The organism is Streptomyces sp. NBC_01431, assembly GCF_036231355.1.
Classification (GTDB): Bacteria; Actinomycetota; Actinomycetes; order Streptomycetales; family Streptomycetaceae; genus Streptomyces.
The window spans coordinates 5,540,749-5,561,711 of sequence record NZ_CP109496.1 but is presented as its reverse complement, the minus strand read 5'-3'; the positions used below and the strand labels follow the sequence as shown (position 1 = coordinate 5,561,711).

Genomic DNA, 20,963 nt, shown 5'->3' with positions numbered 1-20,963 from the left:
GATGGAACTCCTGAACTCCCCCTTCATGCAACGGGCGTTGATCGCCGCGGTCCTCGTCGGGATCACCGCGCCCGCCGTCGGCATCTACCTCGTCCAGCGCCGCCAGGCCCTGATGGGCGACGGCATCGGCCATGTGGCGATGACGGGCGTGGGCCTCGGCTTCCTGCTGTCCACCTCACCGGTATGGATGGCCACGCTCATCTCCGTGCTCGGCGCGGTCACGATGGAACTGATCCGCTGGTACGGCAAGACGCGCGGCGACATCGCGCTGGCCATGCTGTTCTACGGCGGCATGGCGGGCGGTGTGCTCTTCATCAACCTCGCGCCGGGCGGCTCGACGGCCAACCTGAGCTCCTACCTCTTCGGCTCCCTGTCCACGGTCTCGCCGTCCGACGTGTGGGCGATCGGCTTCCTCGCGGCGTTCGTGCTCATGGTCACGGTCGGCCTGCGGCGGCAGCTGTTCGCGGTCAGCCAGGACGAGGAGTTCGCACGGGTGACGGGTCTGCCGGTGCGCGCCCTGAACCTTCTGACGGCCGTCACGGCGGCGGTCACGGTGACCGTGGCGATGCGGGTGGTCGGCCTGCTGCTGGTGAGCGCACTGATGGTGGTGCCGGTCGCGGCCGCCCAGCAGCTGTCCCGCAGCTTCGCGCTGACCTTCGCCATCGCGGTGGCGATCGGGGTGACGGTGACGCTGAGCGGCACGGTGGTCACGTACTACCAGGACGTACCGCCGGGCGCCGTCATCGTGCTCTTCACCATCGCGATCTTCATCGTCCTGACGGCGCTGGCGACCCCGCTCGCCAGGCGACGGGCGCGGGCCGGGGCGGCCGCGCAGGCCGAGGGCGAGTGCGGCCTCGACGTGCCCGCCCCGGCAAAGGCTCCGGCCGGCGAGGTCACGGCCTGAGCGGGAGCTGGCACAATGGCCCGAGGAAGGTTTGTACGGGTCAAGGCTAGGAGGCACCTGTGACGACAGCGCCACTCGGTGGATCGAATACCGCCCCCGTACGAGGCCGGTCGACCCGGCAGCGTGCCGCGGTGGCGGCGGCGCTGGACGAGGTGGACGAGTTCCGCAGCGCGCAGGAGCTGCACGACATGCTCAAGCACCGGGGTGACTCGGTAGGCCTGACCACCGTCTACCGCACCCTCCAGTCCCTCGCGGACGCGGGCGAGGTGGATGTGCTGCGCACGAACGACGGAGAGTCGGTGTACCGGCGCTGCTCCTCGGGCGACCACCACCATCACCTGGTGTGCCGGGTGTGCGGCAAGGCGGTGGAGGTCGAGGGGCCGGCCGTGGAGAAGTGGGCGGAGTCGATCGCGTCGGCGCACGGCTATGTGAACGTGGCCCACACGGTGGAAATCTTCGGCACATGCGCGGCGTGCGCCAACCCCGGGGGCTCGTAGGGGGTTTCCCCCTCCAGCCCCCTTCGGGCGACCCGCCAAGGGGCTTCGGACGGAGCGGCGACACCGCGGTGTCGCCGCTCTGTCGTGACCCGCGCCGCTACCGGGGCAGGTCGCCGCTCTTGTCCAGCGCGGCCAGCGCCTCGTTCGGGATGGCACCGCCGAAGCGCCGGTCGCGGGAGGCGAACTCCAGGCAGGCCCGCCACAGGTCGCGACGGTCGAAGTCCGGCCACAGCACGTCCTGGAACACCATCTCGGCGTAACTCGACTGCCAGATCAGGTAGTTGGAGGTGCGCTGCTCGCCACTGGGCCGCAGGAACAGATCGACGTCCGGCATGTCCGGGTAGTACAGGTACTTCGCGAACGTCTTCTCATTGACCTTCGACGGGTCGAGCTTCCCGGCCGCGACGTCGCGCGCGATGGCCTGCGCCGCGTCCGCGACCTCGGCGCGGCCACCGTAGTTGACGCAGAAGTAGAGCGTCATGGCGTCGTTGCCGACGGTCTGCTCCTGGGCGACCTGGAGCTCCTGGACGACCGACTTCCACATCTTGGGCATGCGGCCCACCCACCGGATCCGGATGCCCAGTTCGTCCATCTCATCCCGCCGACGGCGGATGACATCGCGGTTGAAGTTCATCAGGAAGCGGACCTCTTCGGGCGAGCGCTTCCAGTTCTCGGTCGAGAAGGCGTACAGGGAGAGGTTCTTGACGCCCATCTCGAGACAGCCCTTGAGCACGTCGAGGACGACGCCCTCGCCGACCTTGTGCCCCTCGGTGCGCGGAAGCCCGCGCTCCTTGGCCCAGCGACCGTTGCCGTCCATGACGCAGGCGACGTGGTTCGGCACCAGTTCGGCCGGGATCTTCGGCGGCACCGCGCCCGAGGGGTGGGGCTCGGGGGTCTTGTAGTCGCGCCGGGACCGCCCGCCCAGGATTCCGCGTACTGCCATGTGGAGCTCTCTCCCTAGGTGCTCAGGTTTTCTCTACGTACCGCAGCGAGCGCAGGCCGCGCTCCAAGTGCCAGTGCAGATAGGCCGATACGAGCCCGCTTCCCTCCCGCACATGCCTCGGCTCGCTCGCGTCCGCCGTCTCCCAGTCCCCCGTGAGCAGCGCGCTGAGCAGTCCGATGGCCTCCGCAGAGGGTACGACGCTGCCGGGTACGCGGCAGTCACCGCACACCACGCCGCCGCCGGCCACGGAGAAGAAGCGGTTGGGGCCGTGGATGCCGCATTTCGCGCAATCGTCGAAACTCGGGGCGTATCCGTTCACGGCGAGGGAGCGCAGCAGGAAGGCGTCCAGGATGAGGTGCGGGGCGTGCTCGCCGCGGGCGAGGGTACGCAGACCGCCCACCAGGAGCAGGTACTGCTGCACGGCCGGTTCGCCCTCGTTGTCGGTGAACCGTTCGGCGGTCTCCAGCATGGCCGTACCGGCGGTGTAGCGAGCGTAGTCGGAAACGATTCCACCACCGTACGGAGCGATGGTCTCGCTCTGCGTGCACAGCGGGAGCCCGCGCCCGACGAGCTCGCTGCCGCGCGCGAAGAACTGCACGTCGACGTGCGAGAACGGTTCGAGCCGCGCCCCGAACTTGGACTTGGTCCGCCGCACCCCCCGAGCCACCGCCCGCACCCGCCCGTGCCCGCGCGTGAGCAGCGTGATGATGCGGTCGGCCTCGCCGAGCTTCTGCGTCCGCAGGACCACCCCGTCGTCCCGGAAAAGACTCATCGCGCACCCCCGCGCCGGTGGGGGCGCGGCGCGATGCCGTCGTCACGGAACAGACTCATGCGCCCATTGTCCTGCACGGGGCACCGGGCACGGCGCGAGGGCCCGGATCCGGGCAGGGCCGCGGCAGTGGCACGGATCACGCCGGCGCCCCGCGCCCTTGCCGTTCAAGAGCTCCGGGGGCGGACGGCGGCGGCGGGCGGGGTGGTTCACGGCGTTCGCACAGACGGATGGGGCACCATTGCGCCAGCAGGACTCCCTTCCCTGCGTACCGACGCTCCCACTCCACCTGGACGGACCGGAATGCCGCTGCCCACGACCGGCCGCCGTGCCCGCGCGGCGGCCTGCGCGGTCGCCCTGCTGGCGCTCGCGGGCTGCTCGGCGGGCGAGGGCGTACGCGACGACGGTCCGGCCCCCACCCCCGCCTCCTCGGTGTCCGCCTCCCCGCTCTGGCCCGACCGCACTCCGGCCGTCGCGCCCAGCCGGCCCGGCCAGGGCTTCCATGCCCGTGAACCCGTGCCGGGGATCGCCGTGCCCGACGGGGACTTCTCCCGGGTCGACGGGGTGCGGCTGCTGGCCGCCGACCCCGCCACCGACCGGGCGGTGCAGAGCGGCCTCAAGGACTGCCCGGACGGCTCCTCGTGCCGGCTGCGGCCGCCCGCGTACGCCGACCTCACGGGTGATGGACGGCGTGAACTCGTCCTCGCCTACGACGACTTGGGTCGCACCATCCTCTGGGTCTACACCGCCGTGGGCGAGCAGGCGCACGCCGTCCTCGAATACGCGGGGCGCCCCGGACTCACCGCGGACACCCTGGGCCAGGATCTCGTGGTCACCGAGCCGACCGGCAGCCGGGACCGCCAGTCGACCACCACCCTGCACTGGAACGGCACGGAGCTGGCCCCGCTGCCGCCCGCTCCCGTCCCGTCCAAGGCCGCGCGCGGCGGCCAGGAGACGGGTCCGGGCGGGGACTCCTTCATCCAGCCCACCGACGGGTCCTGAGCGGCGTACGGCCCATGGCCGGGCTCGGTCGGCGACACCAACCACTTCGAGCGGCTGGCGAGCCTGCGAGGTGCGAGGACGAGCTGAAGGGCTAGGACGGTGTGCGGGCCGCGGCGAGAAGGCGGGCCGTGTCGTCCGCGCAGAGCGACAGCGCGCCGCCGACGGTGGTGAGGACCTCGCGTTCGGCCGGGCTGTAGGGGCCGTCCGCGAGGGCGATGCGCGCACCCTGGAGCAGGATGGACTCGCGGCCGGCGGGAGCGAGGTGCGGGGCGAGCGGCTCCAGCGCCTCGTGGAGTTCGATGGCGAGGGCGGCGCCGCAGGGGTCGGCCTCGTCGGGCGGGGCGGCGAGGAAGCGGCCGGTGTCGGCGGCCAGCGCCTCGATGAGGGCGACGAGCTGTTCCTCGGTGCAGTCCTCGAATCCGGCGGCCCGCACAGTGGCGACGGCGGTGGCGGTGACCGTACGGGACGAGGTGCCGCCCGCGGCGAGGACGGCGAGGGCGACGGTGTGCACGGCGTCACGGAGCATGGCCGAGAAGCGGGTCGTGGTGGGGTGGTCCAGGGTTTCCGTACCGAAGTGGCCCTGGCAGGCGGCGCATTCGACGACCGGGCCCGCGGTGCCGCGGGTGGCGAGCGGGACGCCGAGGACGGTGAGGCGTCTGCGGCCGGTGCGGCGCTGGTAGTTGCGGTCGCCGCCGCAGTCGGGGCAGAAGAACTCGCCGTCGCCCACGGTGCGCCATACGGTGCGGACGGACCAGAGGCGGGCTCCGACGCCGGTCGGCAGACCGGACTGCGTACCGGTGCTCAGGTTCGTACCGTTCTGTCCCTGTGCTGGCCGCACCGCGCACCTCCGTAACGCTCCGGCAACGTTGCCGCGTTGACGTGATGTTAGCCACATCCATGATGTGACGTCAGCACCCCGGGAGAGGGAGAGGGGGGTGGATGGCGCGATTGTGACAGTGCGGGGAGGGATCTTCGGGGGAAAGGGCTGCCCCGGGGGGCAGCCCTCACCACGGTGCCGTTAGCGGGACGCCCGGTTGACCGCCGAGATGACCGCCTTCAGGGATGCCCGTGTCGTGTTCGCGTCGATGCCGATGCCCCACAGCACCGCACCGTCGATCGCGCACTCGATGTACGACGCGGCCTGCGCGGACGCGCCCTCGCTCATCGTGTGCTCCTGGTAGTCCAGCAGCCGCGCGTCCACCCCGGTCGCGGCCAGGGCCTCGAAGAAGGCGGAGATCGGGCCGTTGCCCGTGCCGGTCAGCACCGTGTCGACGCCGTCCACGACCGCCTCCACCGTCAGGGTGTCGCGGCCGTCCTTGTCCGTCGTCGTCTGGCCGGAACGCAGCTGGATGCGGCCCCACGGGTTGTCGGGGTTGGGCAGGTACTCGTCCTGGAAGACCGACCAGATCGCGGTCGGCGTGACCTCGCCGCCCTCCGAATCGGTCTTCTGCTGGATGATCTTCGAGAACTCGATCTGCATCCGGCGCGGCAGGTCCAGCTTGTGGTCGTTCTTCAGGACGTACGCGATGCCGCCCTTGCCGGACTGCGAGTTGACCCGGATGACCGCCTCGTAGGAGCGGCCGACGTCCTTCGGGTCGATGGGCAGGTACGGGACCGCCCATTCGATCTCGTCCACCGTCTTGCCCGCGGCGGCGGCATCCGCCTCCATCGCGTCGAAGCCCTTCTTGATGGCGTCCTGGTGGGAGCCGGAGAAGGCGGTGTAGACCAGGTCGCCCGCGTAGGGATGGCGCGGGTGGACCTCCATCTGGTTGCAGTACTCGGAGGTGCGGCGGATCTCGTCGATCTGGGAGAAGTCGATCTGGGGGTCCACGCCCTGGCTGAACAGGTTCATGCCCAGGGTGACCAGGTCCACGTTGCCGGTCCGCTCGCCCTGGCCGAACAGGCAGCCCTCGATGCGGTCAGCCCCGGCCATGATCGCCAGCTCGGCCGCCGCCACCGCCGTACCGCGGTCGTTGTGCGGGTGCACGGACAGGCACACGTGCTCGCGGCGCGACAGGTTGCGGCTCATCCACTCGAAGCGGTCCGCGTGCGTCGAGGGGGTCGAACGCTCCACCGTGGCGGGCAGGTTGAGGATGATCTCGCGGCCCTCCTGGGGCTGCCAGACGTCGCACACCGCCTCGCAGACCTCCAGGGCGAAGTCCAGCTCGGTGTCGGTGAAGATCTCCGGGCTGTACTGGTAGCCGAAGATCGTCTCCTCCCCCAGGATCTTGTCCGCGTACTCCATGACCAGCCGCGTGCCGTCCACCGCGATCTGCTTGACCTGCTCCTTCGTGCCGCGGAAGACGACCCGGCGGAAGGTGGGAGCGGTGGCGTTGTACAGGTGGACCGTCGCCCGGTGGGCGCCGCGCAGGGACTCCACGGTGCGCTCGATCAGCTCTTCGCGGGCCTGGGTCAGGACGGAGATCGTCACGTCCTCGGGGATCGCGCCCTCTTCGATGATGGAGCGTACGAAGTTGAAGTCGGTCTCGCCGGACGAGGGGAAGCCGACCTCGATCTCCTTGTAGCCCATGCGCACCAGCAGGTCGAACATCTCGCGCTTGCGGGCCGGGCTCATCGGGTCGATCAGCGCCTGGTTGCCGTCGCGCAGATCGGTGGACAGCCAGCGCGGGGCCTTGGTGATGCGGCCCTCGGGCCAGGTGCGGTCGGGGATGTCCACGGCGTCGTACTGACCGTACTTGTGGATCGGCATCCCGGACGGCTTCTGCATCTGGGTGGCGTTGGTGACCGGAGTGGGGCGGCCGAAGGTCGTCTCAGACATTGCGTAGGGCTCCTCGGGTCCAGCAGGGGGACAGCCGACTGTCGCGCAGCACCAGATCCCGCGGGGAGGGGGTCGGCCTACGACTACAGGCCCTCACCGCGGCAGCTAAGGAGAAGCAGCCCGAAACGCATGATGCCGCAGCCTAGCCGAGGGGAGCCGGGAGCGCCGGTCCCGTATCAGTATGCGGGACGACACCTTCGTATCGGACAAAAGGTGACGTATACCTCATACGCCCTTGTCGGCACACGGCCATGTCGCCGCCTTCATGTCGGCAGCCGCGCCCGTCGGCTCGATGTGCGGTCCTGACGTGGCGGGCCGGGGCTGCTAGACAGGAGCCATGCTGATCCAGGTGCGCCGCTCAGGAGGATTCGCCGGCATCGAACGCCGGGCCGAGATCGACACCTCGGGCAGGCTCGATGCCGCCGAATGGGAGACGCTCGCCGAGGTCGCACTCGCCGCGGGCCACGCCGAGCCGCCGCGGGGCGTGCCGGACGGCTTCCACTACGAGATCACGGTGGACCGCCGGACGGTGTACTGCGCGGACCCGCACCTGACCGATGCCCAACGCGAGCTGATCTCAAGGGTGTTGAAAGAGGGCGCGTAGGGCGCCGCCGAGGGGCCAGGAAATCCGGGTGCGACCGCACCGGCCTCCTGATGTGATGCACCCCATGACGATGCCTGCCCCCACCTCACTCGACGAGATCGAGCGCTACTACGACGCCGTGCCCAGGAGTTCGGCCCGCGTCGAGGACTTCGGTCCGTTGAGTCTGTTCGTACGGGAAGGAGCGGGCTGGCCCTTCTACGCCCGGCCGGCCGCGGGCCACTCCGGTCCGGTGACGGCGGCCGATGTGGACGCGGTGCGGGCCCGCCAGCGCGAACTGGGCGTGCCCGAGGCGTTCGAATGGGTCGCCGAGGTGAGCCCCGCCCTGCGCGTGGCGGTCGAGGAGTCGGGCCTGGCGGTGCACGAACACCCGCTGATGGTGCTGGACCCCGAGGCACCCGCCGCGGAGCCGCATCCCCTGGTACGGATTCTGGACGCGGCCGATCCGCTGCTGCACGCCGCGCTGGTCGTGCCCCATCTGGCGTTCGCCGCGCCCGGTACGGCCGTCGGCCCGGCGGGGCCTTCCGAGCTGGCCGCCGAGATCACCGCCCGCGCCGGTGACGGCCGGGCCGAACAGGTCGCCGACCGCATCCGCGCGGGCCGCTCGGGCGTGGCGGCGGCCTTCGCGGACGGTCTGCCGCTCTGCTCGGGCATGCACAACCCGGTGGGTCCGGTCACCGAGATCGCCGGTCTCGGCACCCTGCCGTCGGGCCGCCGCAGGGGTCTGGGCCGCGCGGTGACGGCGGCTCTGATCGCCGACGCCCGCGCCCGGGGCGTCCGGACGGTGTTCCTGTCGGCGGGCGATGAGGACGTGGCCCGGATGTACGCCACGCTGGGCTTCCGTCCGGCCGGCACCGCTCTGATCGCCGGACCCGCCGAGGACTGACGGGCCCGGCGCCGGGGTTCAGAAGCCGAGCTTGCGCAGCTGCTTGGGGTCGCGCTGCCAGTCCTTGGCCACCTTGACGTGCAGGTCGAGGAAGACCGGCGTACCGAGGAGGGCCTCGATGTGCTTGCGGGACTTCATGCCGACCTCCTTCAGGCGCTTGCCCTTGGGGCCGATGATGATGCCCTTCTGGCTGGGGCGCTCGATGTAGACGTTGGCGTGGATGTCCAGGAGCGGCTTGTCCGCGGGCCGGTCCTCGCGCGGAATCATTTCCTCGACGACCACGGCGATGGAGTGCGGGAGCTCGTCTCGTACGCCTTCGAGGGCGGCCTCGCGGATCAGCTCGGCGACCATCACCTGCTCGGGCTCGTCGGTGAGGTCACCCTCCGGGTAGAGCGGCGGGCTCTCGGGCAGCATCGGGATGAGCAGGTCGGCCACGAGCTGGACCTGCTTGTCGCCGACCGCCGAGACCGGCACGATCTGCGCCCATTCGAAGCCCAGCTCCTTGCCGAGCTGGTCCACGGCGATGAGCTGCTCGGCGAGGGTCTTGGAGTCGACCAGGTCGGTCTTGGTGATGATCGCGATCTTGGGGGTCTTCCTGATCCCCGCGAGCTCCTTGGCGATGAACTTGTCGCCCGGTCCGAGCTTCTGGTCGGCGGGCAGGCAGAAGCCGATCACGTCGACCTCGGCCCAGGTGGTACGGACGACGTCGTTGAGGCGCTCACCGAGCAAGGTGCGCGGCTTGTGCAGGCCGGGGGTGTCGACCAGGATCAGCTGGGCCTCCGGCCGGTGCACGATGCCGCGCACGGTGTGCCTGGTGGTCTGCGGGCGGTTGGAGGTGATCGCCACCTTCTGCCCGACGAGAGCGTTCGTGAGGGTGGACTTGCCCGCGTTGGGGCGACCGACGAAGCAGGCGAAGCCGGCCCGGTGGGTGGTCTCGGCGGCAGTGCCGGCGGCAGGGGTACGAGCGCTCATGCCGCCATTCTCCCCGATCCCGGGCCCTGCGCCGTCCAGCCCCTCGCCCGGCCCGCCCCGACCCCGCCAACCCGGCGCCTTCGCACGGGGCGAACCGCATCCGGCGGCGGCCGGGCGAAGACACCGGGCGCCATCGGCCAGGGGCGGGGCTAGGAGCTCTGGGACACGCTGTGGAGGCGGTCCGCGGCCTTCTGGAGCAGAGCCGGGAGGAGCGCCGGGTCCGAGGGAGTCTGCGCGGCGAAGGTCACCGTGGAGACGTTCGCCCCCAACCGCACCGAAAGGATCTGCATGTGCAGCTCGGTCCCGGGGACCGAGGCGAGCGGGGCCGTGATGCGGATGCCCGCGGACTCGTCGCCCAGCTTCGCGACGGGCTGCTGCTTGACGTCGCTCTTCTCCGGGCCGCCCCAGTTGAAGTCCAGCGAGCCCCCGTCACAGGCGGCGGGCAGCGCCCGCGCGTCGGCGACCGCCTTGGCCGCCGCCTCGACGGACGGGTAGGCGACGACCTTGAACCCGATGTGCTCGGTGCCGCCGGTCTTCGCGTACTCGTGGTCCGAACTGGCCTTGTCCTGGCCCTCCTTGGGCCCGCTCCAGGTCTCCATGTACGCGTCGCACTGCGCGCTGTTCGCGCCGTCCGCGCCCCCCTCGGCGCCCACGTCCGAGTTGTCGCCGTCGACCTGGGTGTCGCCGGAGGGACTGGGCGCCGACTCGTCGTAGTCGTCCTCCCAGCCCGCGCCGAGGTCCTTGACGGTGAGCAGCGCCGCGTCGGTCTGCGCCTTGGTGAAGGGGCTGCCACCGGCCGCGGGGGGCTTCTCGGCACCCCGCGCCGCCGCGGGACTGCTCTGCGCCGCGCCGCCCGAGCCGTTGCATCCGGCCACCGCGACCAGCGCCACCAGCCCGGCCGCGTACCCCGTCAGCTTTTCCCTGCGCCCCGTCTGCATGACGGTTGCCCCTCACCTGCCGTACGTGTCATGACCGGGCCACGATACGTCGGCGTACGACCCGGTGGGCGCCCAAGGCCAGGGCCGCGGCGAGGAGCACCGCGGCGGCGAGCCACGGCAGCGCGAAGAAGGAGGCGGCCGCGGAGCCGTGGGCGTCCTTGGCGCTGGCCGTCAACTTGACGTCCCCCCAGTCGAGTTGGGGCGAACCGTGCCAGGCCTCGGTGAGCTCGACCTTCTGGCCCGGCAGCAGTTCGGCGGGGATCCTGGTCAGATCGCGGCTGAGCAGCGTACGGCCGAAGAGGCCGGTCGCCTTCAGGACGACCTTCGGGTTGAGGGTGACGTTGCCGCGGTTGTGCAGGGTGTACGTGATGTCGGTGCGGCCCTCCCCCGTGCCCGGGACCAGCGGGCGGTGCTGGGAGAGCGAGACGTCCTCGACGGCCAGCGCGGGGACGGTCGGGCCGCCGACGCGCAGATAGACCCGGGCGCCCACGGCCTGCTGGATGCCGACGGCGACCTTACCGGCGGCGGCCGTGCCCGGCGCCACCCGGTCGTCCAGCGCGACCAGGGCGCCCACGTGGTCCCCGGGCTCGGCGTCCGGCGGCACGGCGAGGGTGAACGGGACGGTGACGGAGGAGTTCGCGGGGACAGTGATCTTGTTCTGGGCCGGTTTCACCCAGACACCCACCCCGGTCTGCTTCTCCGCCTCGCTACGGACGGCGAAACCACCGTCACGCTCGGTGTTGTACGCGTCGGCCCCGTACAGCCGGAAGGTCAGCGGCGCCGAGGTCTTGTTGGCGACGCTCACCCGGTCGGCGAGGGTGGCGCCGGGGTCGGCGAAGAGGTAGAAGTACGGCCGCTGGGCGGTGCCCGAGGTGGCGGGGAAGACGGACCAGCTGCCGTTGTCGGCGGCGCGGGCGGCGGGCGCGAACAGGAGCACGAGCCCGGCCGCGAGGAGGAGTGCGTACAGCTTGCGCACGGTGCGGACCCCCGGGGACGGGTGGGCGGGCGGGTGCGCGCCCGGCCCACGGTGGACTAGGTGAGGGTGAGGGTCAGTACGCCGCTGTAGGCACCCGGGGCGGTGAACGCCGGGACGTCGAGCGAGAGCTTCGCGTCAACGGTGAACTCGCCGCCGGTGAGCGCCGCGTTCGGGGTCGAGGCGAGGGTCGCGCCCGCGCTGCCCACGGCTCCGGCCGAGCCCGCGGCACACACGGACGGGGAGCCGGACTTGGTGGCACAGGCCGGGGTCCAGCTGAGTCTGCCCGCGTCGATGGAGCCGCCGGGGCCGGTGAAGGCGGTGACCTTGCCGGTCAGGGACCAGCCCGCGGGGCCACCGCGGAAGTCCTGGACCGTCACCGTCTTCAGATCGCCGGTGGAGGCGCCGCCCTTGCCGAAGTCGACCGCGCCGAGAGCGACGGAGTCACCGGCCTGGGACATCGCCAACGTACCCGCGTTGATGGTCGAGTTGAGCTTCTGGCTCGGTCCGGTCGGTGGCGGTCCGCTGTTGACCTTGTACGCCACCGGGCCCGCGCCGTTCGCCGGGTTCCAGGCCGCCCCTTCGTAGGCCACGATCCCGGTGGTCGCCGGGTCCGTGATCGCCGGCCGGGCGGTGAAGCCGCCGTTGGCATCCGATTTGAAGGTGATCTTGTCGGCGGTGGTGGCGGTGCCGTTCCAGCCCGCGACGGTGACGTCCGCGTTGGGGGTGAACTTGGACCCGGTCACCGTCGTGCGGTCACCGGCGTTGCCCGCGGCCGGGGTGGCCGTGATCGCGCGCTGGTTGACCTGGCCGCCGCCGTCCGTGGCGTTGACCGTCCCGGAGACGGGGGCGGGCGGGTTGGTGACGGTGCAGGGCGTGTCCAGCTCCATGACGTAGCTGGTGTGGATGTTGTAGTCGCCGGGCGACAGGGTGATCGCGCCGGCCTTGGTGGCGGTGAAACTGCCGCTCATGGAGAACGCCGGGAACGCGCCCTTTCCGGGCACCGGGTCGTTCTTCTTCGGGCCCGCGACGTCCACGGTGCCGGCTTGGGCGCCCGCCAGGACGACCTTTCCGGTCGGGGTCATGATGTCTGCGGGCAGGGCGATGTCGACGGGGTTGCTGGCGGCGGGCTTGTTCACCGTGTAGGTGACGGTGACCTTGTCGCCGACCTTCGGTGCCGCGTTGTCGACGGTGATGGTCGCGTTCGTGGTGCCGTCGATCGGCGGGATTCCGGCGATGGCGGGCGGGATGCAGTGCGTGGCGAAGTCGACGGGCGTCGCGGCCAGGGCGTTCGCGGGTGCGGCGAGCACGCCGGTCCCCGCGGCGAGCGCGACCGCCCCCAATACGGCGGCCAGACGCCGTCTTCGGCGTTCGGACATGGGCTTGCCCCCCTTCCTTGAGTGGCACAGCGCGGCTCGGCTGCGCCGGCAGGGAGCCATTGACGGCCGGGGCCGAAAAGAAGTCAATGGAATCCCGCCGCAATAACTGATGACCCATCAGATACTGTCAAGATCCTGGCATTTCACGCCACTTGGTGAGGGCACGCACACACGAAAGCCGGTACCGCCCGGGACGGCACCGGCTCGCTCCGCGATGGGTGGCTCCACCCGGCGGGGTCAGTCGAAGACGAACGGCCCCGGCGCCTGCGAGGTCGTCGCGTCGCAGTTCACCGTGATCCCGAAGATCGTCATCGACAGGGCGGTACCGCCGAAGTACGAATCCAGGCTGTCGCCCGAGGCGACGGTCCCGTTCAGCGGGCCCATCGTGACCGGGTCGCCCGCGCTCAGCGCGGGGTTGGCCGTGCCGCTGAACACGGTGGTGCCCCCGGCGCCCTTGGCGAGGGTCAGGTTCGCGCTGATCTGGTTGGCGCCGACGGCGACCGGTGTGGTGACGGCCGAGGTCAGCGTGATGGTGGCGGCCGTGCCGCTCTGGGTCGCGGTGAGCGTGGCACTGCCACCGCCCCAGCTCCCGCAGTCGTACGTGGCGGTCGCCGAGCCGGGCGAGACGGCGGCGGCGCCCGGCGCGAAGGCGAGGCCCGCCACGGCCACCGCCCCTGCGGCGAGTGCGGCCCGCGCGACCGGCCTGAGGGTGCTCCTACGCATGATTCCCCTTCCCTTTACAGGGAGTTGATCGTCTGCCGCATCATCGACACACGACCGCGCGGCAGTCCCCGGCAGCCCACGTGCACGGGTGCGCGGGCGTGCGGGCATGGCGAAACAGGGGCTGCGTGACTGCGCGGAGGGAGCGCGTCCGACCTGGGGTGCGCCCGGTGGGTCACGGGCCGGCTCGGCCCCGACCCACCGGGCGCTCCCCGGCGCGGGGCTGCGGCTCTGCACCCCGTGCCGGTCCGCCCGCGAATCTGACGGACCGTCGGATCGACTGTCGTCCATTGATGCGCGGGCGGCTGTGGATTACAAGGGGTGCCGCGTTGATTGTTAAGAGTCCTGCCTGAGGCCGCCCCGGCCGGGCGCCGGGTCGGCCGCGAACCGTGCGGGGTTGCCCACGCGGTTGCCCACCCGGTTCCGCACGCCGCTTCGGGGCGTGAGCGTGCGGCGAGGCCGTTGCTCAGCTCAGAAGGTGTCCCTCAGCTCGCCGTCCGGGCCCGCGAGCAGCACCGGGGTGTCCGGCCCGCCCAGGTCCCGTACCGCCGCGAGGTCCGCGTCCGTGGGCTGCCCCGCCCCGGTCACCACGGCCGCCGCCTCCAGGGACTTCGCACCGCTGGCCACGGCCATCGCGACGGCGGTCCGCAGCGCGGAGAGTTTCAGCGAGGCCAGCTCGACCGTGCCCGCGACGTAGGTGCGCCCGGTCTCGTCGCGCACAGCGGCACCCTCGGCCACGCCGTTGCGGGCCCGTGCGCTGCGCGCGAGCGTGATGATCTTGCGGTCCTCGGGGTCGAGTTCGGTGCTCTCAGTCATGCCCCGAGCATAAGGAGTGGGGCCGCAACAGCGGCGCACCGGCCGGTCAGCCGGCGATCGGGTACATGGAGCCGCGCCTGCCCTCCGGCGAGGTGAGCCACTCCAGTTTCTCGGCGGTGTCGGTGTTCGGCAGCGGGGTGTGCAGGACGATCACCAGGTCCGGGCGGGCCGGGACGCGCAGTTGGGTCGACTCGACGTGCAGGGTGCCGACGACCGGGTGCTCCATCTCTTTCTGGAGCTGCCCGCCGGGCTGGATGTCGCGCCGCTCCCACAGCTCCGCGAACTCGGGGCTGCGCTCCTTCGCCTCCGCCACGATCGCGCGGAACCCGTCGTCCTCGGGCCGTTCCGAGCAGGCCGCCCGGAACTGGGCGACGACGTTGCAGGCGATCTCCTCCCACCGCTTGGAGCGGGCCCGGTAGATGGGGTCGGTGAAGAACGCGAGCAGGCAGTTCTGCACGATCTCCGGCCGCATCCCCAGCACCAGGGCAGCCGCGTCGTTGTACATCACGGTGTTCCAGTACGCGTCCATGATGTGCGCGGGGAACGGCATCCACGCGTCGATCAGGCGTTGCAGGCCCTGGCACATGTTGGTGTTGGCCGGGTCGACCTCGGGCGCCGGCGGGTTGAGCCCGGCCAGGACGTACAGGTGGCGGCGCTCGGCGCTGGTCAGCTGGAGCACCCGGCCGACCGCCTCCAGGACCTGCGGCGACACGGTGATGTCCCGGCCCTGCTCCAGCCACTGGTACCAGGAGACGCCCACCCCGGCGAGCACGGCGACCTCCTCGCGGCGCAGCCCCGGGGTGCGGCGGCGGGCCCCGCCGTCGGGCAGCCCGGCCTGGGCCGGGGTGATCCGGGCCCGCCTGCTCATCAGGAACTCGCGCAGTTCGCTCCGGCGGTGCTGGTCGATCGGTGTAGCCACGAACTCCCCCTGTCGGCTGCCTGGTGGTGCCAGCAACAGGATAAGTTCCCACTCTCCACGGGCATTCCCGGGCCGCGAAGGTAGTGGCCATGGCGATCGATACCCAGACGACAATCACCGGGCCCGACACGGCGGCCCCCTCCTTGCGGGACTCCTCCGAAGGCGCCCGGCTCAGCGGCCGGGCCAGACTGGTCCTGTTCGTGCTCTGCGCCGCCCAGTTCATGGTGGCGCTCGACTTCTCCGTACTGAACGTGGCGCTGCCGGCGCTCGGCAAGGACCTGGGTCTGAACCAGTCCGCGCTCCAGTGGGCGGTCACAGCGTTCGCGCTGCCCTCGGGCGGCTTCCTGCTGCTCTTCGGCCGCGCGGCCGACCTCTTCGGCCGCAAGAAGCTGTTCCTGACCGGCCTCGCGGTGTTCGGCGCTGCCTCGCTGCTCGCCACCCTCGCCTGGAGCCCCGCGTCCTTCCTGACCGGGCGCGCCCTCCAGGGCCTGGGTGCCGCGGTCATCGTGCCGACCGGCATGTCACTGCTGACCACGACGTTCCCCGAGGGACCGCTGCGCGACAAGGCGCTGGGCATCTCCGGAACGCTGCTGTCGCTCGGCTACACCACGGGCATGGTCCTGGGCGGCGTCATGACCGACACCCTGGGCTGGCGCTCCACGATGGGCCTGCTCGTGGCCTTCGCGGCGATCGTGCTTGCCCTCGCCCCCGGCCTGCTGCCCGAGTCCCGCACCCCCGAGCGGCCGCGCCTGGACGTGCCCGGCGCCGTCACCGTCACCGGCGGTCTGCTCGCGGTGATCTACGCCCTGTCGACGGCGGCCCAGCGCGGCTTCGGCGGCGTGGACGTGTGGGGCACCCTGCTCGCGGGCCTCGCTCTGCTGGCCGCCTTCGTGGTCGTCGAGTCGAAGGCGCAGGCCCCGCTGGTCTCGCTGCCGATGCTCAAGCGCCGCACGGTCGCCTGGGGCAACCTGGGCGGCCTGGTCACCTTCTCGATGATGTCGACGGTCGTCTTCGTCCTGACCCTCTACCTCCAGGAGACCCTGGGCCTGTCGTCCTTCGAGACCGGCCTGATCTTCGGCATCCAGGGCGTCGCCTCGGCCTTCGCCGGCTCCTACGCCGCCAAGCTCATCGGCCGCTTCGGCTCCCGGCGCGTACTGGTCGCCTCGCTGCTCGGCCAGGGCCTGTTCGTCGGCGCCCTCCTGGGTCTGGGCACCGACTCGGGCGCCCTGCTCGCCACCGTCGCCGTCTCGCTGGCCAGCATGTGCCACCTCGGGGCGATCATCTCGTACGGCGTGACCGTGACCAGCGGTGTCCCGAACGAGGAGCAGGGCCTGGCGACCGGGCTCGTCACCACCACCCAGCAGGTCGGCCTGACCGTCGGCATCCCGCTGCTCGGCGTGCTCGCCACCACGCAGGCCTCGCTGTTCGACGGAGTGCGTACGGTGCTCGCGATCGACGCGGTGATCGTGATCGCGGCCGCCGCCCTGATCGGTCTCGGCCTGCGCGGCCGCGCACGGGCTTGAGGAGTCAGGCCCGGTCGAGCCGGAGCCGCTCGGCCTTCGGCAGACCGGCGACCACCAGGTCGTACGAGTCCTCGATGAGCTCCCGGACCAGCCGGTCCGGGAGCTCGGCCACGTTCACGGTGTTCCAGTGCCGCTTGTTCATGTGGTAGCCGGGCACGATCGCCGCGTGCTCCTCGCGCAGCCTGACCGCGTCGTCCGGGTCGCACTTGAGGTTGACGCTGAGCGGCTTCCCGTCAAGGGCGCTCAGCGCGAACACCTTCCCGAGCACCTTGAAGACCGAGGTCTCCGGGTTGAACGGAAACTCCTCGGTCGTCGCGTTGAACTCCAGGCAGAACGCCCTCAGTTGCTGCGGTGTCACTCCGCGCCCTCCTTCTCTCCGGCCTTCGACGGCTCCACCAACACGGTGACGATCTTGTTGCGGCGACCGGCCGGGGACTCGGCGGTCAGCCGCAGCTCCCGGCCGTCCGGCAGCTCCACCACCGCCGACGCACCCGCGATCGGCACCCTGCCGAGCGATTTGGCGAGCAGCCCGCCGACCGTCTCGACATCCTCGTCGTCGAACTCGTCGAACCCGAACAGCTCGCCCAGGTCGCCGATGTCGAGCCGGGCGGTGACCCGGAAGCAGCCGTCCGCCAGCTCGGTCACCGGCGGCAGTTCGCGGTCGTACTCGTCGGTGATCTCGCCGACGATCTCCTCCAGGATGTCCTCGATGGTGACGATGCCCGCGGTGCCGCCGTACTCGTCGATGACGACCGCAACGTGGCTGCGCTGCTGCTGCATCTCGCGCAGCAGGTCACCGGCGTTCTTGGTGTCGGGCACGAAGGCGGCGGGCCGCATCGCGGTGGACACCAGGTCGGCCTCGGAGTCCCGGTTGATGTGCGTCTTGCGCACCAGGTCCTTCAAGTAGACGATCCCGACGACGTCGTCCTCGTTCTCGCCGGTCACCGGGATGCGCGAGAAGCCCGAGCGCAGCGCGAGGGTGAGGGCCTGGCGGATCGTCTTGTACCGCTCGATGCAGACGAGGTCGGTGCGCGGCACCATGACCTCGCGCACCAGGGTGTCGCCCAGCTCGAACACCGAGTGCACCATCCGGCGCTCGTCGTCCTCGATCAGCGACTCCTGCTCGGCGAGGTCGACCATCGCCCGCAGCTCCGCCTCGGAGGCGAACGGGCCCTTGCGGAAGCCCTTTCCGGGGGTCAGCGCATTGCCGAGCAGGATCAGGAGCTGCGGGATCGGCCCCATGATCCTGGCCAGCGGCAGCAGCACGTACGCGGCCACCGTCGCGGTGTTCAGCGGGTGCTGGCGCCCGATGGTGCGGGGCGAGACGCCGACGGCGACGTACGAGACGAGGACCATCACCGCGATCGCGACGAGCAGCGCGGTCCAGGTCTCGCCGAACTCGTTGAGGCACACGTACGTGACGAGGACCCCCGCCGCCATCTCGCAGGCGACCCGGACGAGCAGGGCCACGTTGAGGTAGCGCGTGGGGTCGGCGGCGATCTCGGCGAGCCTGGCGCTGCCGCGCCGGCCGGTGCGCACCGCCTCGTCCGCGCGGAAGGAGGAGATGCGGGCGATGCCCGCCTCGGCGCAGGCCGCCAGCCAGGCGACGACAACCAGCGCGACGGCCCCCGCGATCAGCTGCCCGGTCATGAGACGGTCGGCGCCGGGGAGGGACCCGTCAGGCCCTTCTCCGCGCGCCAGCCGTCGACGATCGCCGCCTGGAGACCGAACATCTCGGCCTTCTCGTCCGGCTCCTCGTGGTCGTAGCCGAGCAGGTGCAACACCCCGTGGACGGTGAGGAGTTGGAGCTCCTCGTCCATGGAGTGCCGCGTCTCGGCGTCCTCGCCCTGCTGCTTGGCGACCTCGGGGCACAGGACGATGTCACCGAGGAGCCCCTGCGGGGGCTCCGCGTCGTCGTCCTTCGTCGGCGGCCGCAGCTCGTCCATCGGGAAGGACATGACATCGGTGGGGCCCGGCAGGTCCATCCACTGGATGTGCAGCTGCTCCATGGCCTCGGCGTCCACGACGATCACCGAGAGTTCGGAGAGCGGGTGGATCCGCATCCGCGTGAGCGCGTAGCGGGCGATGTCGAGGATCGCCTGCTCGTCGACCTCGGTTCCGGACTCGTTGTTGACGTCGATCGACATGGTGCGCTCTGCTCTACTTCCCGTTTCGGCCGCCCTGACCGTTCTGGTCCGGCCGGCTGTCGTACCTCTCGTACGCGTCGACGATACGGCCGACGAGCTTGTGCCGTACGACATCCTGCGAGGTGAGCCGGGAGAAGTGCACGTCATCCACGCCGTCCAGGATGTCCTGGACCTGGCGCAGACCGCTCTTCGTCCCGTTCGGGAGGTCGACCTGGGTGACGTCGCCGGTGATGACGATCTTCGAATCGAAGCCGAGCCTGGTGAGGAACATCTTCATCTGCTCGGCGCTGGTGTTCTGCGCCTCGTCGAGGATGATGAACGCGTCGTTGAGCGTGTTGTGCGTCAGCAGGTAGTCCTGCGTGACATACAGCGAGTCCTCCGCCGCCACCTGGATGCAGACCGCCTCCTCGCGGCCTGCGGGCTCGATCGCGTCGATGAAACGCATCGGACGCCCGCCGCCTCCGGCCGCGTGGTACGCATCGCGCTTGCGAGCGAGGCGGAAGGGCTCGATGCCTTCGGGGAGACGGATGTCGACAACGTGGGAGTCGTATCGGTGGGCGGCCAGGGCACTGCCCTGCTTCCGCCCCTCGGCCGGTCGGCGCCGGGTGTAGGCGACACCGCCCAGGGACTGGACGAGCGCAATGACGTCGTCCCGCAGGACGATCGATGCGGTCGAGTACTGGATGCGGCATGTGCGGTCGTTCTGCGTGACGGGGCCGCCGTCGGAGTCGAGCAGGCCCTGGAGGACAGCAAGGCGGACCTCTGCCGTGTTGTACAGATAGTCGTTCGGCACGAACTTGGAGTGCGCGCGAGTGCCGACCAAATCCAGCTCGCGAAGCATGCCGGTCACCGGGTTCTCCAGGGTCACCACGCCGCCGGGCGACTTCACCCTGTTGAGAACGTAGTCGGGGCCGCCCTTGTGCCGGACGGAGACTCCCGGGAGGGCAGCCTCCAACGCCTGAGCGAGCTCGGCGTCCTCGGTGGCGAAGGACGGAGTGGTGGATCCCGTCAGGCAACCGTCACCGAGGAGCAGTCCTAGCGCATACGGGTCCATGGGTACTTCGCGCTCCGGGAAGCTGACCGGCGCGGTGAGCATCGGCAACTCGAACCGCCGGGCATGGGCCGCACGCAGGTTCCCGATCATCTCCTGGGTTTCCAGGACCCTCCACGGCTTGTCGCGGCGCTTGTCGTCGCGCGTCCTGACCGTCCACAGGTGCTCGCCGCAGCACAGCGTCCACGAACCGTCCTGGGCCGAGACGCGGTAGATGTCCTTCTCACCCTGCGGGTACACGCCGAGGACGGGGGTCGGCTCGCCGTTGGACCCGATGACCAGGTCGCCCACCTGAAGGTCCCCGATGGGGCGCCACCCGTCTGGCGTGAGGACGTTCGTGAAGACGGGCTGCGAGCGGCCGCGCATATACGCCAGCGGCGCCACCTCGATCGTCCCCGCCGCCATCAGCCGCGGGATCGAGTCCGGGTCGAGCATGTCGTGCAGGGCGTCGTAGAGCGGGCGCAGATACGGGTCGATCTTCTCGTAGAGCGTGCCGGGCAGGAAGCCGAGCCGCTCGCCGGCCTCCACGGCCGGCCTGGTCAGGATGATCCGGGTGACCTGCTTGGACTGCAGGGCCTGGACCGCCTTGGCCATGGCGAGATAGGTCTTGCCGGTGCCCGCGGGACCGATGCCGAACACGATCGTGTGCTTGTCGATCGCGTCGACGTACCGCTTCTGGTTGAGGGTCTTGGGGCGGATGGTGCGGCCGCGGCTGGAGAGGATGTTCTGGGTGAGCACTTCGGCGGGCGTCTCGTGGTGACCGTTGCCGTCACCGCCGTTTGCCCCACCGTTCGCCCGGAGCATGGCGATCGAGCGTTCCACTGCGTCCTCCGTCATCGGCTGCCCGGTGCGGAGCACCAGCATCATCTCGTCGAACAGGCGCTGGATGAGGGCGACTTCCGTCGCCTCTCCCACAGCGCTGATCAGATTGCCCCGTACGTGGATGTCGGCCGACGGGAAGGCCGTTTCGATCACGCGCAGCAAGGAATCGCTCGAACCCAGGATGGTCACCATGGGGTGCTTGGCCGGGATGGTGATCTGGGCGTGCGCCTGCGGGTGTGTGGGTGTCTGAGTCATGGGCCGGCTCTGTGGCCTGCACATACCTCCCGTTGCAGGGTTCTCGCTGCTCGAGAGCCTCTGGATA

The 20,963-nt window shown here is 70.8% G+C and carries 21 protein-coding genes; 6 read left to right on the top strand and 15 right to left on the bottom strand.

Annotated elements, in window-relative coordinates; all coding sequences use genetic code 11:
- Nucleotide 1: 1 nt before the first annotated feature.
- Both OG522_RS25400 and OG522_RS25395 read left to right on the top strand, forming a co-directional pair.
- Complete coding sequence (locus OG522_RS25400; RefSeq protein WP_329467732.1) at nucleotides 2-904, top strand: metal ABC transporter permease; 903 nt, start codon at nucleotides 2-4, stop codon at nucleotides 902-904.
- Between the two features lie 59 nt (nucleotides 905-963).
- Nucleotides 964-1,401 (top strand): Fur family transcriptional regulator, encoded by a 438-nt coding sequence (locus OG522_RS25395; protein WP_329465304.1) that lies wholly within the window; start codon nucleotides 964-966, stop codon nucleotides 1,399-1,401.
- A gap of 97 nt (nucleotides 1,402-1,498) precedes the next feature.
- Here the strand turns inward: OG522_RS25395 and OG522_RS25390 are convergent, their stop codons facing one another.
- Both OG522_RS25390 and recO read right to left on the bottom strand, forming a co-directional pair.
- Nucleotides 1,499-2,344 (bottom strand): isoprenyl transferase, encoded by an 846-nt coding sequence (locus OG522_RS25390; protein WP_329465303.1) that lies wholly within the window; start codon nucleotides 2,342-2,344, stop codon nucleotides 1,499-1,501.
- A gap of 22 nt (nucleotides 2,345-2,366) precedes the next feature.
- Nucleotides 2,367-3,116, bottom strand: coding sequence for a DNA repair protein RecO (gene recO / locus OG522_RS25385; protein ID WP_329465302.1), 750 nt, complete (start codon nucleotides 3,114-3,116; stop codon nucleotides 2,367-2,369).
- A gap of 300 nt (nucleotides 3,117-3,416) precedes the next feature.
- On the opposite strand from recO, the gene OG522_RS25380 reads away from it, so the two are divergent.
- Nucleotides 3,417-4,115: a hypothetical protein gene (locus tag OG522_RS25380; protein WP_329465301.1), complete on the top strand. Its 699-nt coding sequence runs from the start codon at nucleotides 3,417-3,419 to the stop codon at nucleotides 4,113-4,115.
- Between the two features lie 91 nt (nucleotides 4,116-4,206).
- Here the strand turns inward: OG522_RS25380 and OG522_RS25375 are convergent, their stop codons facing one another.
- Nucleotides 4,207-4,953: a TerB family tellurite resistance protein gene (locus tag OG522_RS25375; RefSeq protein WP_443074749.1), complete on the bottom strand. Its 747-nt coding sequence runs from the start codon at nucleotides 4,951-4,953 to the stop codon at nucleotides 4,207-4,209.
- Between the two features lie 180 nt (nucleotides 4,954-5,133).
- Nucleotides 5,134-6,894: a 2-isopropylmalate synthase gene (gene leuA / locus OG522_RS25370; RefSeq protein WP_329465300.1), complete on the bottom strand. Its 1,761-nt coding sequence runs from the start codon at nucleotides 6,892-6,894 to the stop codon at nucleotides 5,134-5,136.
- A gap of 337 nt (nucleotides 6,895-7,231) precedes the next feature.
- On the opposite strand from leuA, the gene OG522_RS25365 reads away from it, so the two are divergent.
- Together OG522_RS25365 and OG522_RS25360 are read left to right on the top strand one after the other, a co-directional pair.
- Complete coding sequence (locus OG522_RS25365; protein ID WP_329465299.1) at nucleotides 7,232-7,498, top strand: protealysin inhibitor emfourin; 267 nt, start codon at nucleotides 7,232-7,234, stop codon at nucleotides 7,496-7,498.
- 70 nt (nucleotides 7,499-7,568) lie between these two features.
- Nucleotides 7,569-8,381 (top strand): GNAT family N-acetyltransferase, encoded by an 813-nt coding sequence (locus OG522_RS25360; protein ID WP_443074843.1) that lies wholly within the window; start codon nucleotides 7,569-7,571, stop codon nucleotides 8,379-8,381.
- Between the two features lie 18 nt (nucleotides 8,382-8,399).
- On the opposite strand, the gene era is transcribed toward OG522_RS25360, so the two are convergent.
- The 7 genes from era to OG522_RS25325 all read right to left on the bottom strand — a co-directional run bounded on the left by era (nucleotide 8,400) and on the right by OG522_RS25325 (nucleotide 15,047).
- On the bottom strand, nucleotides 8,400-9,353 hold the full coding sequence (era, locus tag OG522_RS25355) for a GTPase Era (protein ID WP_329465297.1): 954 nt from the start codon (nucleotides 9,351-9,353) through the stop codon (nucleotides 8,400-8,402).
- A gap of 149 nt (nucleotides 9,354-9,502) precedes the next feature.
- Entirely contained in the window at nucleotides 9,503-10,291 is a 789-nt protein-coding gene (locus tag OG522_RS25350; protein WP_329465296.1) for a hypothetical protein, read from the bottom strand.
- Between the two features lie 28 nt (nucleotides 10,292-10,319).
- A complete protein-coding gene (locus OG522_RS25345; protein WP_329465295.1) occupies nucleotides 10,320-11,267 on the bottom strand; it encodes a WxL protein peptidoglycan domain-containing protein in 948 nt (315 codons plus the stop codon).
- Between the two features lie 56 nt (nucleotides 11,268-11,323).
- A complete protein-coding gene (locus OG522_RS25340; RefSeq protein WP_329465294.1) occupies nucleotides 11,324-12,643 on the bottom strand; it encodes a beta-xylosidase in 1,320 nt (439 codons plus the stop codon).
- A gap of 237 nt (nucleotides 12,644-12,880) precedes the next feature.
- A complete protein-coding gene (locus OG522_RS25335; RefSeq protein ID WP_329465293.1) occupies nucleotides 12,881-13,366 on the bottom strand; it encodes a hypothetical protein in 486 nt (161 codons plus the stop codon).
- Nucleotides 13,367-13,834: 468 nt separating this feature from the next.
- Nucleotides 13,835-14,179 (bottom strand): cytidine deaminase, encoded by a 345-nt coding sequence (locus OG522_RS25330; RefSeq protein ID WP_329465292.1) that lies wholly within the window; start codon nucleotides 14,177-14,179, stop codon nucleotides 13,835-13,837.
- 46 nt (nucleotides 14,180-14,225) lie between these two features.
- Nucleotides 14,226-15,047 carry a helix-turn-helix transcriptional regulator gene (locus tag OG522_RS25325; RefSeq protein ID WP_329467730.1) on the bottom strand — a complete coding sequence of 274 codons (822 nt, stop codon included), beginning with the start codon at nucleotides 15,045-15,047 and terminating at the stop codon, nucleotides 14,226-14,228.
- A 140-nt stretch (nucleotides 15,048-15,187) separates the two neighbouring features.
- On the opposite strand from OG522_RS25325, the gene OG522_RS25320 reads away from it, so the two are divergent.
- Entirely contained in the window at nucleotides 15,188-16,621 is a 1,434-nt protein-coding gene (locus OG522_RS25320; protein WP_329465291.1) for an MFS transporter, read from the top strand.
- Between the two features lie 4 nt (nucleotides 16,622-16,625).
- Here the strand turns inward: OG522_RS25320 and OG522_RS25315 are convergent, their stop codons facing one another.
- The 4 genes from OG522_RS25315 to OG522_RS25300 are packed head-to-tail and all read right to left on the bottom strand — an operon-like array spanning nucleotide 16,626 to nucleotide 20,896.
- A complete protein-coding gene (locus OG522_RS25315) occupies nucleotides 16,626-16,979 on the bottom strand; it encodes an MmcQ/YjbR family DNA-binding protein (protein WP_329465290.1) in 354 nt (117 codons plus the stop codon).
- Nucleotides 16,976-18,271: a hemolysin family protein gene (locus tag OG522_RS25310; RefSeq protein ID WP_329465289.1), complete on the bottom strand. Its 1,296-nt coding sequence runs from the start codon at nucleotides 18,269-18,271 to the stop codon at nucleotides 16,976-16,978. The genes OG522_RS25315 and OG522_RS25310 overlap by 4 nt, the downstream gene beginning before the upstream one ends.
- Nucleotides 18,268-18,768, bottom strand: a complete 501-nt coding sequence (gene ybeY / locus OG522_RS25305) for an rRNA maturation RNase YbeY (protein WP_329465288.1) — start codon at nucleotides 18,766-18,768, stop codon at nucleotides 18,268-18,270. Before ybeY ends, OG522_RS25310 begins: the two co-directional genes overlap by 4 nt.
- 13 nt (nucleotides 18,769-18,781) lie before the next feature.
- On the bottom strand, nucleotides 18,782-20,896 hold the full coding sequence (locus OG522_RS25300) for a PhoH family protein (RefSeq protein WP_329465287.1): 2,115 nt from the start codon (nucleotides 20,894-20,896) through the stop codon (nucleotides 18,782-18,784).
- Nucleotides 20,897-20,963: the final 67 nt, after the last annotated feature.

Excerpts from the sequence above, each read along its gene's own strand:
- OG522_RS25400 (WP_329467732.1), top strand. The coding sequence starts at position 2 with ATGGAACTCCTGAACTCCCCCTTCATGCAACGGGCGTTGATCGCCGCG.
- OG522_RS25390 (WP_329465303.1), bottom strand. The coding sequence starts at position 2,344 with ATGGCAGTACGCGGAATCCTGGGCGGGCGGTCCCGGCGCGACTACAAG.
- recO (WP_329465302.1), bottom strand. The coding sequence starts at position 3,116 with ATGAGTCTTTTCCGGGACGACGGGGTGGTCCTGCGGACGCAGAAGCTC.
- OG522_RS25380 (WP_329465301.1), top strand. The coding sequence starts at position 3,417 with ATGCCGCTGCCCACGACCGGCCGCCGTGCCCGCGCGGCGGCCTGCGCG.
- leuA (WP_329465300.1), bottom strand. The coding sequence starts at position 6,894 with ATGTCTGAGACGACCTTCGGCCGCCCCACTCCGGTCACCAACGCCACC.
- OG522_RS25365 (WP_329465299.1), top strand. The coding sequence starts at position 7,232 with ATGCTGATCCAGGTGCGCCGCTCAGGAGGATTCGCCGGCATCGAACGC.
- OG522_RS25360 (WP_443074843.1), top strand. The coding sequence starts at position 7,569 with ATGCCTGCCCCCACCTCACTCGACGAGATCGAGCGCTACTACGACGCC.
- era (WP_329465297.1), bottom strand. The coding sequence starts at position 9,353 with ATGAGCGCTCGTACCCCTGCCGCCGGCACTGCCGCCGAGACCACCCAC.
- OG522_RS25350 (WP_329465296.1), bottom strand. The coding sequence starts at position 10,291 with ATGCAGACGGGGCGCAGGGAAAAGCTGACGGGGTACGCGGCCGGGCTG.
- OG522_RS25340 (WP_329465294.1), bottom strand. The coding sequence starts at position 12,643 with ATGTCCGAACGCCGAAGACGGCGTCTGGCCGCCGTATTGGGGGCGGTC.
- OG522_RS25335 (WP_329465293.1), bottom strand. The coding sequence starts at position 13,366 with ATGCGTAGGAGCACCCTCAGGCCGGTCGCGCGGGCCGCACTCGCCGCA.
- OG522_RS25330 (WP_329465292.1), bottom strand. The coding sequence starts at position 14,179 with ATGACTGAGAGCACCGAACTCGACCCCGAGGACCGCAAGATCATCACG.
- OG522_RS25325 (WP_329467730.1), bottom strand. The coding sequence starts at position 15,047 with ATGAGCAGGCGGGCCCGGATCACCCCGGCCCAGGCCGGGCTGCCCGAC.
- OG522_RS25320 (WP_329465291.1), top strand. The coding sequence starts at position 15,188 with ATGGCGATCGATACCCAGACGACAATCACCGGGCCCGACACGGCGGCC.
- OG522_RS25310 (WP_329465289.1), bottom strand. The coding sequence starts at position 18,271 with ATGACCGGGCAGCTGATCGCGGGGGCCGTCGCGCTGGTTGTCGTCGCC.
- ybeY (WP_329465288.1), bottom strand. The coding sequence starts at position 18,768 with ATGTCGATCGACGTCAACAACGAGTCCGGAACCGAGGTCGACGAGCAG.
- OG522_RS25300 (WP_329465287.1), bottom strand. The coding sequence starts at position 20,896 with ATGACTCAGACACCCACACACCCGCAGGCGCACGCCCAGATCACCATC.